Raw genomic sequence first — 13,371 nt, 5'->3', positions numbered from 1 at the left:
GCGGGCGCGGCGAGGGAACAAGTCCACCTCCGTGCGGGCCGGGCGGCGCGGGCCGCCGAGTGCCCCGAACATAGCAGCGCTTGCCCGAAGCGGCAAGCGCTAGAACTCCTTGCGCAGCCGGGCGGGCAGGACCCCCAGCTGCTCGCGATACTTGGCCACCGTGCGGCGGGCGATCTTGAGGCCCTCGTCCCGCAGGATGTCGGCGATCTTCTGGTCGCTGAGCGGCCGCTTGGCGTCCTCCTTGGAGACGATCTCCTGGATGCGGCTCTTGGCGGCCTTGGCGCTGACCTCGTCGCCGTCCTCCGTGCTCAGGGACGACGAGAAGAAGTACTTCAGACGGAAGATGCCCCGCGGGGTCTGCACCGTCTTGTTGTTGGTCACGCGGCTCACCGTGGACTCGTGCATGCCGATCTTGCTCGCCACCTGCTGCAGGGTGAGCGGCCTGAGCGCCTGCGGCCCCTTGTCGAAGAACTCGCGCTGCTCCTCGATGATCGCGGCCATCACCTTGACCATGGTCGCCCTGCGCTGCTCGACCGTGCGGATGAGCCACTGGGCCTGGTTCAGCTTGCCCTGCACGTAGTCCTTGGTCTCCTTGCTGTGCGAGCCGAGGTACTCCTTGTAGCTGTCGGCGATGCGCAGGCGGGGCAGGTGGCGATCGTTGAGGTAGATCACGTACTCGCCGTCGACCTCCTCCACCACCAGGTCGGGAATGATGTACTGCGGCTCGTCGCTCGAGAGCTCGAGGCCGGGCTTCGGGTCGAGCTCGCCGATCGCCCGCGCCGCGTCCTGCACCTCGTCGACGCCGAGCTTCAGCTTGCGCGCGATCTCCTGGTACTTGCGCTGCATGAGTTCCTGGAAGTGGTCGCGGATGATCTGCGCGACGAGGCTGTCGCCCTCGCCGCGGGCGGCCAGCTGCAGGAGCAGGCACTCGGAGAGGTCCCGCGCGCCGATGCCCGGCGGCTCGAGGCTCTGCACCAGCCGCAGCGCGGCGGCGGCGCGGCCGGGACTCACGCGGAAGACGTTCTGGATCTCGTCGAGGCCGATGGTGAGGAAGCCCCGGTCGTCCAGGCTGCCGATGATGTACTCGCCCATCTCCAGCAGCTGGGGGTCGGCCTCCATCATGCGCAGCTGCCGCAGCAGGTTCTCGCCCGCCGACTGCCGGCTCACGGGCACCCGCTCGACGAACTCCTCGGGCAGCTCCTCCTGCTCGCGGTACTGCATGTCGAAGCCATCGCTGAACATGTCGTCCCAGCTGTCCAGGTTCCCCGCCTGCGGCTCGCTGACGGTCTCGCGCTCGAGCCGATCCGGCTCCTCGTCCTCCTCGTCGAACTCCAGCAGCGGGTTCGTCTGCACCTCCGCCTTCAGTTCCTGCTCCAGCTCCAGGGTGGGCAGCTGGAGGAGCCGCAGCGCCTGCTGGAGGCGGGGCGTCATCACCAGCTGCTGCCGCTGGGCCAGTTTGAGTTGGATCTTCATCTCCATGATGCGGTTCCTTCGCTAGAGGTTGAAGCTCTGGCCGAGGTAGACCTGCCGCGCCGTCTCGTCCTGCACCAGCTCCTGGGCGGTGCCCGCGCGGATGATCTTGCCCTCGAACAGGATGTAGGCCCGATCCGTGATGGTCAGCGTCTCTCGCACGTTGTGGTCGGTGATGAGGATGCCCAGGCCCATCGTCTTCAGCTGGCTGACGATGGACTGCACGTCCCCCACCGCGATGGGATCGATCCCTGCGAAGGGTTCGTCCAGGAGAATGAAACGGGGGTCGGTGGTGAGCGCGCGCGCGATCTCAACGCGCCGCCGCTCGCCGCCGCTGAGCTGATGCCCGTAGCTGCGCCGCAGGTGCCCCACGCGCAACTCCTCGAGCAGTCGCTCCAGCCGGGCGCGCTGCTCCTGCTTGCCGATGTCGAGCGTCTCGAGAATGGCCTTGAGGTTGTCCTCCACCGTGAGACGCCGGAAGACCGAGGCCTCCTGGCTCAGGTAGCCCAGGCCCAGGCGCGCCCGCTTGTACATGGGCAGCGTGTGGATGACCTTGTCGTCCAGCGTCACTCGCCCGCGGTCGGGGCGGATCATGCCGACGATCATGTAGAAGGTCGTCGTCTTGCCCGCGCCGTTGGGACCCAGCAGCCCCACCACCTCGCCCTGCTTCAGCTCGAGCGACACGCCGTCGACGACGCGCCGCCGGCCGTAGCTCTTGACCAGGGAATCGCCGCTGAGGACGGCCGCTTGCCGGGTCTCAGTCAAGACCGTCCTCCCCGCGCTGGACGATGACGCCCTGGGGGTCTCGCTGGATGTGGAGGTGCTCGAGATTGCGGTCACACTCCATCTCGTAGCCGGTGTAGAGGTTCTCGCCGTGGCGCACCTCCACGTAGGCGTCGGTGTGAAAGATCTCGCGCTCGCGATCCCAGTGCAGGATCTCCGTGCGCAGTTCGTAGTCCTGAGCGCTCACCACGTGCACGTTGCCCAGCGCCGTCATCGCGCCCGTCTGCTGGTCGATGAGCCCGGAGTCGGCGGTGAGCGTCGAGTTCAGCGCGCCGGTCTCACCGTACATATCGACACTGATCCCGCGGGACTCAAGCCGCTTTGCCTTGCCGAAGAGCAGCGCCTGATCCGCCCGGAAGATCCAGGCCAGCCGCCCCGAATCCGAGTCCGTGGTGGTGAAGTCCCAGAGCACCTGGTCCGGCACCTCGCCCGGGGCCGACAAGGACGGTTGCTCCGTCTCCTCGTTGCAGCCCAGGCCCAGCGCCATCGCCAGCGCGGACAGCGCCAGCAGGCGGCGGAAACCCGGCCGGCGGTGGCCGGCGGAGCGGACGGAATCCCGGTTGGGCGCACGGGTGGCCATTCGGTCTATATCCTTTACTTGTAACAAGATACGGACAATAGCCGTCGCTTCTTCCGGGATATTATGATGGAGGTAGACCCTTGTCAAGCAATCCATATGCCAGGAATTACGGGAAGTTTCCGGAAATCCCGCACCCTCACGCGCCGCGATCGGGAGCCGGGCCGCGAGGGGCGAAACGATGTCAACGGGTTGGGAGACAGCGGCTTAGCTGAGGCCGGCGCGGAGAATGTCGTGCAGGTGGACCACGCCCACGGGACGGCGCCCGCCGTCCACCACCACGAGGCTGGTGATGGGCCCCGGCCGATTGCCCTCCATGAGGCGAAGCGCGTCGGCCGCCAGCACCTCCGGGCCCACCACGCGCGGGCTGCGCGAGGCGAAGCGGGCGACGGGCGCGTCGAGCAGCGTGTCCGGCGCGGGGCCGTCCCCGTCGACGAGGACGCGCTTGAGGTCGCCGTCGGTCAGCACGCCCAGCAGCGGGCCGCCGGGGGTCTCGAGCACGCAGGTCATGCCCAGGCCGCCGCGGATGATGACCAGCAGCGCCTCGCGCAGGGTGGTGCCGGCGTCCACCACGGGCAGGCGCTCGCCGGCGTGCATCAGGTCGGCCACGCGCAGGCTGAGGCGGCGGCCCAGCACTCCGCTCGGGTGCAGGCGCAGGAAGTCCTCGGCGCCGAACCCGCGACGGGCCAGCAGGGCCACGGCGAGGGCGTCGCCCAGCACCATGGCGGCGGTGCTGCTGGTCGTGGGCGCGAGCCCCAGCGGACAGGCCTCCTCGCTCACGCTGGCGTCGAGCAGCACGTCCGCCGCGCGGGCCAGCGGCGAGTCCGGGTTCCCGCAGATGGCCACCAGCGGACAGCCGCGCTCGCGCAGGAAGGGCAGCCAGCCCTGGAGTTCCTCCCCCGCGCCGCTCTTGGAGATCATCACGCAGACGTCCTCGTTCCGGAAGAACCCGAGATCGCCGTGCGTGGCCTCGGCCGCGTGCAGGAAGGCCGCGGGCGTGCCCGTGCTGCTCAGGGTGCTGGCCAGCTTGCGCGCCACGTGCCCGCTCTTCCCGATGCCGGTGACGACCACGCGCCCACGGCAGGCCAGCAACAGGTCCACGGCCGCGGCGAAGCGCGCGTCGAGGCGCGCGCGCAGGGCCGCGAGCGCGGCGAGCGCCGCGTCCACCACCTCGCGGCCGCGCTCCAGGTCGCTCACGCCCTCGCCGGCGTCCGGCCTGCGCCCCTCAGCCACGGGCGGCCTCCTCGTCGCCGGCGGGGCCACGCCCCTCGATGAAGGGCGCGACCAGCGCGTCCCACTCGCCCCGCGCGCGCAGAATGCCCTCGATCGCCTCGCGGACGGCGCCGTGGCCGCCCCGCGCGCTCAGCACCCAGTCGCAACGGGCGTGCAGCTCGGTCGCGGCGTCGGCAGGGCAGGCGCCCAGACCCGCCGCGCGCATGCCCGGCAGGTCGAAGAGGTCGTCGCCCACGAAGAGCGCCTCGCCTTGGGCGACGTCCAGCGCGTCCAGGAGCTCGCGGACCGCCGCGCCCTTGTCGATGCGGCCCAGGCGCAGCTGCGTCACGCCCAGGCGCTCGGCGCGCTCGCGGATCTCGGGGTGGTCGTTGCCGCTGCAGAGCGCGAGCGCGAGTCCGCCGCGGCGGGCGAGGTAGACGCCGAAGCCATCCTTCACGTTCCAGCGCCGGCTGCGCGGCTCGCCGCCGCCCAGGCTGCCGTCGGTGAGGACGCCGTCCACGTCGAGGATGAGCAGCCGCACGCGCGCGAGGCGGGCCTGCAGCGCGCCCGCGCTAGGGCCGGACATCGCCCGCCTCCATGGCCTGCCAGAGCCGCGCGAGCTCGCGCAGCAGCGCGCCCGCGCCCTCGAAGTCGAGCTGCGTGGCGGCGTCGCTCTTCGCGCGCGCGGGCTCCGGATGCACCTCGAGGAAGAGTCCGTCCACGCCCGCGGCCAGGGCCGCGCGCGCGAGGGTGCGCCCGAACTCGCGCGTGCCCCCCGACGAACCGCCGCCCGCGCCGGGCTGCTGCTGGCTGTGCGTGAGGTCGAAGATCACGGGATGTCCCGCGGCGGCCAGGCGCGGGAAGGCGCGGAAGTCCACCACCAGGTCGCGGTAGCCGAAGCTCGCGCCCCGCTCGGTGAGCAGCACGCGCTCGGCGCCCGCGCGGCTCACCTTCTCGGCCGAGTAGGCGAGGTCCTCGGGCGCCATGAACTGGCCCTTCTTGACGTTCACCGCCAGCCCCGTCGCGCCGGCCGCCTCGAGCAGCGGCGTCTGCCGGCAGAGGAAGGCCGGGATCTGCAGGCAGTCCACGTAGCGCGCCGCCAGGGCGGCCTCCTCGGGGTGATGGATGTCCGTGAGCGCGGGCAGCTTCGCCGCGCGGGCGGCCTCGGCGAGCAGGCCGAGCGCGTCTTCCGCGCCGAGGCTGCGGAAGCTGTCGGCGGCGAGGCGGTTGTCCTTGCTGTAGGAAGCCTTGAAGATCAGCGGCCAGCCGATCTCCGCGGCGAGCGCGGCCAGAAACTGCGCCGTCTCGCGCAGCATCGCCTCGCCCTCGACCACGCAGGGGCCGGCGATGAGCAGAGGCCGTGGCCCGCCCACCTCCGCGCCGCCGATGCTGAAGCGCTTCATGGTTCCTGGCGGGCGGGCACGTCGCCGAGGCGGCGCGCGCGCGCCGCGGCCACGAGCGAGCGGAAGAGCGGATGCGGACGGCCCGGCCGGCTCTTGAGCTCGGGGTGGAACTGGCAGGCCACGAAGAAGGGATGCTGGGGCAGTTCGATCATCTCGACGAGCTGCCCGTCGGGCGAGAGGCCGGAGAACACCAGCCCCGCGCGCTCGAGCTTCTCGCGGAAGCCGTTGTTCACCTCGTAGCGATGGCGGTGCCGCTCGCTGATCGAGGCCTCGCCCCCGTAGCACTCCGCCGCGCGGCTGCCCGGCTGGAGCTGACAGGGATAGGCGCCCAGGCGCATCGTGCCGCCCATCTTCACCATGCCCTTCTGCTCCTCCATCAGGCAGATCACGGGGGCCGTGCACTGCGGGTCGAACTCGGTGCTGTCGGCGCCGGGCATGCCCGCGGCGTGGCGCGCGTACTCGATCACCGCCGCCTGCAGGCCGAGGCAGATGCCGAGGAAGGGCAGGCCGCTCTCGCGCGCGAGGCGCACGGCGGCGATCTTGCCCTCGACGCCGCGGTGGCCGAAGCCGCCGGGGACCAGCAGGCCGTCCACGCCCTCCAGCGCCCCCTTGGCAGCGGCCGCGTCCAGGCGCTCGCTGTCGATCCAGCGGATCTTCACGTGCACGTCGTTGGCCTGGCCGGCGTGGATGAACGACTCGATGATGCTCTTGTAGCTGTCCAGGTGGTCGACGTACTTGCCCGCCACGCCGATCGTCACCGCGTCCGGCGCGCCGATCACCCCGTTGACGAAACGGTCCCACTCGGCGAGCTCCGGCTCGGCCGCCTCCAGCCCCAGCAGCTCCACCACGCGCTGATCCAGTCCCTCGGCGTGCAGGCGCAGCGGCACCTCGTAGATCGACTCCACGTCGCGCGCCTCGATGACGTCACGCGCGGCCACGTTGCAGAAGAGGCCGATCTTCTCCTTCACGTCCTCGTCCAGCGGCCGCTCCGTGCGGCAGATCAGCAGGTTGGGCTGGATGCCGATCTCGCGCAGGTCCTTCACGCTGTGCTGCGTGGGCTTGGTCTTGATCTCATGCGCCGCGCTGATGTAGGGCACCAGGGTGAGGTGCACGTAGAGGCAGTTCTCGCGGCCCTTGTCGAAGACGAACTGGCGGATGGCCTCCAGGAAGGGCAGGCCCTCGATGTCGCCCACCGTGCCGCCGATCTCCGTGATCACCACGTCGAGCTCGGGATCGCGCTCGGCCAGCAGCAGCACGCGGCTCTTGATCTCGTTGGTGACGTGCGGCACCACCTGCACCGTGCGGCCCAGGAAGTCGCCGCGGCGCTCCTTGGTCAGGATCGCGTCGTAGATCTGCCCCGCGGTGACGTTGTTCGGCCGGCCCAGGCTCTGATCCAGGAAGCGCTCGTAGTGGCCCAGGTCGAGGTCGGTCTCGGCGCCGTCGTCGGTGACGAAGACCTCGCCGTGCTGGAAGGGGCTCATGGTGCCCGGGTCGACGTTGAGGTAGGGATCGAACTTCAGCATGGTCACGCGCAGGCCGCGCTGCTTGAGCAGCAGCCCCAGCGACGAGGCCGCGATGCCCTTGCCCAGCGAGGAGACCACGCCGCCCATGACGAAGATGAACTTGGTCTTGTGACTTCGGCTCACGGTCCCCCCTGCGTCGTGAAATGGCCGGAAACAAAAAACCGGGCGTCACGCCCGGAAGCTCATCCTAGGCGCGCTCCAGGAGCTTTGCAACGACTTTCAGGTCCTCGGGCGTGTCGACGCCCGGCGCCCAGTGCTCGCCCGTCTCCACCCAGATCGGGATGCCCGCCTCGAGCGCCCGCAGCTGCTCCAGACGTTCCGCGATCTCGCGCGGCGAGGGCGGGAGCGCGACGAAGCGCGCGAGCGTCTCGGCGCGGTAGAGGTAGATGCCGGCGTGCAGGTGCAGCGTGCAGTCCGGCGGGGGCGGGCCGTCGAGCTGGCGGCGGAAGTCGCGGGCGAGACCGTCGGGCGCGCGCAGCACCTTCACGCGATCGGGCGCCTCGAGGTCCGTCGGGCGCAGCGGCACGCCCACCGTGCCCATGGCCAGGCTGTCGTCCGCCTCCAGGCGCGCGATCAGCGCTGTGACCGCGTGAGTATCGAAGAGCGGCTCATCGCCCTGGAGATTGAGGACGTGCCCGGTCCAGTCCGCCGCGGCCTCCGCCACGCGGTCGCTGCCGCTCGGATGCGCGCCGTCGGTGAGCCGGGCGTCGAAGCCGAGGGACTGGACGTGCGCGAGGATCTCCGGATGGTCGGTGGCGACGCGCAGCGCGGCGACGCCCGCGAGACCCGCCGCCCGCTCGCAGACGCGCTGGATCAGCGTTTTGCCCGCCAGCAGCGCGAGCGGCTTGCCGGGGAAGCGGCTCGAGCCCATGCGGGCCGGAATCACGGCGAGCGTGGCCACGTCCCTCCCAACGAAAAACGGCGGGCCGCCGGGCCCGCCGCCGAAACTGTCCGAACCCGCGGCCTAGGCGACCGGGGTGACGTTGACGACCTTGCGGTCCTTGCCCTTGCGGGCGAACTCGACGGTGCCGTCCACGAGGGCGAAGAGCGTGTCGTCGCTGCCGCGGCCCACGTTCGCGCCGGGCAGGAGGCGGGTGCCGCGCTGGCGGACCAGGATCGAGCCCGCGCTCACCAGCTGGCCCGCGAAACGCTTCACTCCCAAGAACTTGGGGGCGCTGTCTCGCCCGTTACGGGAGCTGCCGACGCCTTTCTTGTGTGCCATCTCGACTCTCCTTCCGCCGGCTAGGCGATCCCGGTGATCCGGATCTCGGTGTAGGGCTGACGATGGCCCTGGGTGCGGCGGTACTTCTTGCGCCGCTTCTTCTTGAAGACGCGGATCGTGCGCTCGCGGCCGTGGCCGACGATCTCGGCCTTCACGCTGGCCCCGTCCACGTAGGGGGTGCCCAGCTTCATGTCCGCGCCCTCGCCGACCGCCATAACCTGATCGAATTCAACGGTTTCCCCAACGGCCTGGCCGATCAGGGGCACCCGCAGCACCTGGTTGGTGCTCACCTTGAACTGCTTGCCGGCCATCTTGACGAGCGCGTACACGGCCGTTCCTCCTCAGAATAGGCGACCAAAGCGTTTTGAATACTAAACTTCCGGCCCCGTGTCAAGGGGGCTGCGGCCCTTTGCCGCGCTAGCGGCTCACCGCCGCCACCAGATCCCGGCCCGTCTCCAGGGCCGTGATCTCGTGCTGCTCCCGGTGGAGGCGCGGGTCGTCCAGCAGGTGCAGCTCCACCTTGTGCCCCTCCTGGATCTCGCTGAAGACGTCCAGGCGGCTCTGCCGGATGAAGTGCGCCAGCACCGGGTTCACCCGGATCTGGTACTTCCGCTCCCGGCAGCGCGTGGCGATGCGGCGGATCGTGGTCTCCAGCTTGTTGGTCAGGCTGTCCACCGACATGATGTGCCCCCGCCCCTCGCAGTAGGGGCAGTCCTCGCTGAAGATGTGCAGCAGCGCCGGGCGCACGCGCTTGCGGCTCATCTCCACCAGGCCCAGCGGGCTGATGTCGAAGACCTTCGTGCGCGCGCGGTCCTGCCGCACGGCCCGCTTCAGCTCGGCGACGACCTTCTTCTTGTCCTCGTCGCTCTCCATGTCGATGAAGTCGATGACGATGATCCCGCCGATGTCGCGCAGCCGCAGCTGGCGGGGAATCTCGCGGGCGGCCATGAGGTTGGTCTGCAGGATCGTCTCGGCCTGGTTGCGCTTGCCCACGTACTTGCCGGTGTTGATGTCGATGGCCACCAGCGCCTCGCTGTGGTCGAAGACCAGGTAGCCGCCGCGCTTCAGCCAGACCTGGCGCTGCAGGCTCTTCTCCAGCTCGGTGCGGATGCCGAAGGCGTCGAAGATCGGCAGCTCCTCGCGATAGTAGAGCACCCGGTTCTCGAGCTCGGGCGCAAAGGTGCGCACGTACTCCACCAGCTGGGCGTGCTCGCCCTCGTGGTCGATGAGCAGGCGCTTGACCTCCTCGTTGAAGACGTCGCGCACCAGCCCGATGACCAGTCCCACCTCCTCCCGCAGCCGCGCCGGCGCCTTCCGGCCACGGCCCCGCTCCACCAGCTCCTGATAGCGCTGATGCAGGGAGCGGATGTCCTCCTCCAGCTGCTCCTCCTCCACGCGCTCGCCCGCCGTGCGCACGATCACCGCGTGGCCCTTGGGTCGGCAGCGCTGCACGATCCGCTTCAGGCGCGTCCGCTCGTTGCGGTCGAGGATCTTGCGGCTCACGCCGATGTAGTCCATGCCCGGCATCAGCACGCAGAACTTCCCGGGCAGCGAGAGCTGCGCCGTGAGGCGGGGACCCTTGGTGCCGATGGGTTCCTTGGTGACCTGGACGACGACCTCGTCGCCCTTCTTCACCTTGCTCTCGATGGGCGGGTAGCTCGAGGGCTCGCGGCGACGGCTCCCGCCACCGCGGCTGCCGCGCTCGTCGTCGGCCTCGAGATCGCGCAGGCGCTCGCTGCCCGGCCCGTCGTCGCCCCAGGCGAGATCGGAGACGTGCAGGAAGCCCGCCTTCTCGTAGCCGATGTCCACGAACGCCGCCTGGATGCCGGGCAGCACGGCCTTGACGACGCCCTTGTAGACGTCGCCCACGATGTGCTTGCTGTCACCGCGCTCCACCAGGTACTCGACCAGCTCGTGGTTCTCCACGATGGCCACGCCCACCTCGGTGGCGCCCACGTGTACGAAGATCTCCCGTTGCATGCCATCCCTTCGCGCAACTGCGCAAGGGGGCCGCCCGCCGCGACTGCGGCGATTCCAACAACCGACGGGATTGCGGCGCGCGGCCGCCGAAGCGACCGCGCGGCTCTGCTAGGGCAGCGGTTCCACGGTGATCATCACCCGGCGCACACCTTCGGGGAACAGCCAGCCCTCGTAGAGGATCTGCTGTCCGTTTGGAGTGAATCGCGGGTAGAGCTCCTGGCCCGGGGCGTTGGTGACGCGTGTCACCGAGCCCGCGGCGTCCATGAAGTAGATGTCGGAGCTCCCGTGGGCGCTCGAGCTGTAGACGATGCGATCCCCGTTGTCCGAATAGGCGGGGAATGCCTCGAGCGCAGCGCTGCTGGTGAGGTTCTCATCGCTGAGCACGATCACCGTGTCCGCGGTGGCTTCCAGGGTCAGGCGATGGATATCGCCACCCACCACGTAGAGCAGATCGCTTCCCGTCGGGTTGAAGAAGGGCTGGCGGCCCCTGTCGTCGGTCAGGTTGATGGGCGTCGCCGTGCTGTCGGGTAGCCCGTCCGCGCCGATTCTCACAACCCAGATCCCGTTCTGCGCGAAGTCGGCGTCCTCATCGGAGATGCCGTCCTCGTCGTCATCCAGCGTGGGATCGTAAGTAGCCTTGCCCAGGGCCCGCAGGTTGCTGTGCTTGACCTCCGGGTCCTCCAGATCGCCGAGCGTGTCTTCGGAGGTGATCGGTCCCCCGTCGTCCAGCTCGTCACCGGGAACGCCAGGGTAGCCGTCCCCGTTCATGTCGCCTGGCTGGTCCTCGTCGAAGAGGCCGTCGCCATCGTTGTCCAGAGAGTCCAACGGATCCTCGTCGACGAACCCGTCGCCATCGTTGTCGATGCCGATGTAGGGGTCTTCGTCGATGAGGCCGTCGCCGTCGTTGTCGACGCCGTCGATCGGGTCCTCGTCGGCGAGGCCGTCGCCGTCGTCGTCGAAGGGCGGATCCTTCGGATCCTCGTCGAAGAGGCCGTCGCCATCGTTGTCCAGGGAGTCGAGGCGGTCCTCGTCGATGCGGCCGTCCTCGTCGTCGTCCCAGGCGGGCACGTAGTTCTGCATGCTCCACGCCAGGGAGTAGACCGGCGGGTCCACCACGAGCATGGACGCCACCTCGAGATCGTCGAAGTCGACGCCATCGCCCTTCCCGTCATCGTCCTCGCCGAGGATGCCGGGGGCGCCGTCGTCGGGAAGCCCGTCGCGGACCACCTCGATGGCGCCGACGGGATCCTCGCCCACGAGCTCGTCACCGTCGTGATCGTAGCTTTCGAGCAGCGAGTCCGCGTAGGCCAGCCAGCGCACGCCGCCGAGCACGGGCGACACCGCGGCGTGAAGCCCGCCGGAGAACTTCCAGGCCGTGCCCACCTTGCGCTTGGTGTACCAGTACTGCCAGTTGGGCGCGCGGCCCGCGTCCGTCGAGAAGTCCTTCAGCGCCGGGTCGTATTCGTTGACGATGTCCCCGGTGTGCCCGCCGGTGGCGTCGAGCGGCGCGACGGTGGACGCGATCTGCGCCGCCGTCCCGTAGGCCATGGAGTAGAAGATGCGATCGCTGGTCGGGTCGTAGAAGAGCTGGCGGGGACCCGCGAAGAAGACGCCCGCGGGGTCGCTGGGAAAGTGGCTCGCTCCCTCGGTGACCTCGTACTCCCCGATCGTCGAGAACTGCGTCTGGTCCGTGCGCGTGTAGTGGATGGTGGTGTCGTTGGAGTTGGGATACTCCTCCACGGTGTCGTAGCTGTCGTAGAGGCCGTCGCCGTCGCTGTCGGTCAGGACCAGCCGAAAGATGTCGCCGCTGCCTTCGAAGAGGCAGCTGTAGGCGATGGCCAGCTCGCTCCCGGTGTCCTCCAGGGCCACCGGCGCGCCGGCGTCCAGGTTCAGGGTGAGCACCTTCGCCTCGGTGAGGGGCGCGGGCGTGGACGGACGGGTGCCACCCTTGTTGTCGTCGCACGCGCCCACCAGGCCCAGCAGCGCCAGGGCGATCAGGCCGAGGGCACTGGACGAAAGACCACGCTTCATGGAAACCTCACTTCTCACTATGAGGGCCCCGAGTGGGCCCCGCTGAGGGCCCCGGACGGTGGCAGGAGACGGCGAAGGCCTTGTAAATCGGGAGTTTGCGGCTACCCTCGGCGATCCTGGATAGCACTCCCGACTGGGGCTGTCAAGTCTGCACCCTCGCGTCGGCGTCCGGCGCCGGACGTACAGGGGTGAAGATGCCCGATCGCCGTGGCCCGCGCAACCCGTTTTTGCCGAGGGGCTTGCCGCTTCCGAATCAGCCGCGGAAGCGGTAGCCGACGCCGCGCACCGTGCGCACGATGCTCCCGCCCTCCGGCAGCGCATCGAGCTTGCCGCGCAGCCGGTTGACCAGCACGTCCACCGCGCGCTCCGTGTTGCTGTGCTCCTGGCCCCAGACCAGGGTCTGCAACTGGTGCCGGCTGAAGGTCTCGTCGGGCCGGCTGGCCAGCTGATACAGCAGCTTGAACTCCAGCGCCGTCAGCTGCACGGCCTCGCTGCCGTTGCGGCCTACACTCAGCCGCTCCGGCTGGATGACGAACCCATCGACCGTGATGGCCGCCGCCCCGTCGCCCGCACCGCTCTGGTGCCGCCGCAGGAGCGCCCGGATCCGCGCGAGCAGCTCCGGGATGTCCACCGGCTTCACCATGTAGTCGTCGGCGCCGAGATCCAGCCCGCTGACCTTGTCCGCGGGCTCGCCCAGGGCGGTGACCATGATGATGGGAACGCCATCCGTGGCCGCGCTTCCGCGCAGTTCGCGGCAGACTTCCAGCCCGCTGCGGTCCGGCAACACGAGATCGAGGATGATGAGATCGGGCCTCTGCGCACGCGCCGACGCCACGCCGGCAGCCGCGGTCCGCTCCACGTTGGCGCGGTATCCGGCCGCCTCGACGCTCTCGGCAAGCATACGCAAGGTACTCCGATCGTCCTCGACGATCAGTACACGCTCGTTGGCCATGTTGTCCCCCGGTTCGAAGCGCGGCGAGTCTAGCAGCCGACTATCAGGCCTGCAACCCTTCACTCAGTGTTGATACCGAATCTCGATGTTTTGTCACAGCCCTGATACACTTTTCCCCGCTAAGCGGACTTCCGGGTCCCGGATCTCGGGGATCTTGACCCTCCACCGCGCCGGCTCTACCTTGAGCCCTGCCCGGCCGTCACGGACAGGTCGCAGCC

13 protein-coding genes are annotated in these 13,371 nt (G+C 69.6%); all 13 read right to left on the bottom strand.

The window, feature by feature from the left end; genetic code table 11:
• Positions 1–99: 99 nt before the first annotated feature.
• Positions 100–1,479: an RNA polymerase factor sigma-54 gene (rpoN, locus tag H6693_00705; GenBank protein MCB9514697.1), complete on the bottom strand. Its 1,380-nt coding sequence runs from the start codon at positions 1,477–1,479 to the stop codon at positions 100–102.
• Positions 1,480–1,494: 15 nt separating this feature from the next.
• Positions 1,495–2,235, bottom strand: a complete 741-nt coding sequence (gene lptB / locus H6693_00700; protein ID MCB9514696.1) for an LPS export ABC transporter ATP-binding protein — start codon at positions 2,233–2,235, stop codon at positions 1,495–1,497.
• Entirely contained in the window at positions 2,228–2,833 is a 606-nt protein-coding gene (gene lptC / locus H6693_00695) for an LPS export ABC transporter periplasmic protein LptC (protein ID MCB9514695.1), read from the bottom strand. The genes lptB and lptC overlap by 8 nt, the downstream gene beginning before the upstream one ends.
• A 204-nt stretch (positions 2,834–3,037) precedes the next feature.
• Positions 3,038–4,063: a KpsF/GutQ family sugar-phosphate isomerase gene (locus H6693_00690; protein MCB9514694.1), complete on the bottom strand. Its 1,026-nt coding sequence runs from the start codon at positions 4,061–4,063 to the stop codon at positions 3,038–3,040.
• The gene (locus H6693_00685) at positions 4,056–4,628 is read right to left on the bottom strand and encodes an HAD hydrolase family protein (GenBank protein ID MCB9514693.1); all 573 of its coding nucleotides are present in this window, start codon (positions 4,626–4,628) and stop codon (positions 4,056–4,058) included. The genes H6693_00690 and H6693_00685 overlap by 8 nt, the downstream gene beginning before the upstream one ends.
• A complete protein-coding gene (kdsA, locus tag H6693_00680) occupies positions 4,615–5,445 on the bottom strand; it encodes a 3-deoxy-8-phosphooctulonate synthase (protein ID MCB9514692.1) in 831 nt (276 codons plus the stop codon). Before kdsA ends, H6693_00685 begins: the two co-directional genes overlap by 14 nt.
• Positions 5,442–7,055, bottom strand: a complete 1,614-nt coding sequence (locus tag H6693_00675) for a CTP synthase (protein MCB9514691.1) — start codon at positions 7,053–7,055, stop codon at positions 5,442–5,444. Before H6693_00675 ends, kdsA begins: the two co-directional genes overlap by 4 nt.
• A 100-nt stretch (positions 7,056–7,155) precedes the next feature.
• Positions 7,156–7,869, bottom strand: coding sequence for a 3-deoxy-manno-octulosonate cytidylyltransferase (locus tag H6693_00670; protein MCB9514690.1), 714 nt, complete (start codon positions 7,867–7,869; stop codon positions 7,156–7,158).
• 63 nt (positions 7,870–7,932) lie between these two features.
• Complete coding sequence (gene rpmA, locus H6693_00665; GenBank protein ID MCB9514689.1) at positions 7,933–8,190, bottom strand: 50S ribosomal protein L27; 258 nt, start codon at positions 8,188–8,190, stop codon at positions 7,933–7,935.
• A 20-nt stretch (positions 8,191–8,210) separates the two neighbouring features.
• Positions 8,211–8,519, bottom strand: coding sequence for a 50S ribosomal protein L21 (gene rplU / locus H6693_00660; protein ID MCB9514688.1), 309 nt, complete (start codon positions 8,517–8,519; stop codon positions 8,211–8,213).
• A gap of 88 nt (positions 8,520–8,607) precedes the next feature.
• Positions 8,608–10,170, bottom strand: a complete 1,563-nt coding sequence (locus H6693_00655; GenBank protein ID MCB9514687.1) for an Rne/Rng family ribonuclease — start codon at positions 10,168–10,170, stop codon at positions 8,608–8,610.
• A gap of 108 nt (positions 10,171–10,278) precedes the next feature.
• Positions 10,279–12,201, bottom strand: a complete 1,923-nt coding sequence (locus H6693_00650; GenBank protein MCB9514686.1) for a PD40 domain-containing protein — start codon at positions 12,199–12,201, stop codon at positions 10,279–10,281.
• Positions 12,202–12,454: 253 nt separating this feature from the next.
• Positions 12,455–13,153 (bottom strand): response regulator transcription factor, encoded by a 699-nt coding sequence (locus tag H6693_00645; protein ID MCB9514685.1) that lies wholly within the window; start codon positions 13,151–13,153, stop codon positions 12,455–12,457.
• Positions 13,154–13,371 lie beyond the last annotated feature (218 nt).

The sequence above is a fragment of the Candidatus Latescibacterota bacterium genome (assembly GCA_020633725.1).
Classification (GTDB): Bacteria; Krumholzibacteriota; Krumholzibacteriia; order JACNKJ01; family JACNKJ01; genus VGXI01.
Note: the sequence above shows the minus strand (reverse complement) of the source record. Positions and strands in the feature narration are given on the sequence as shown.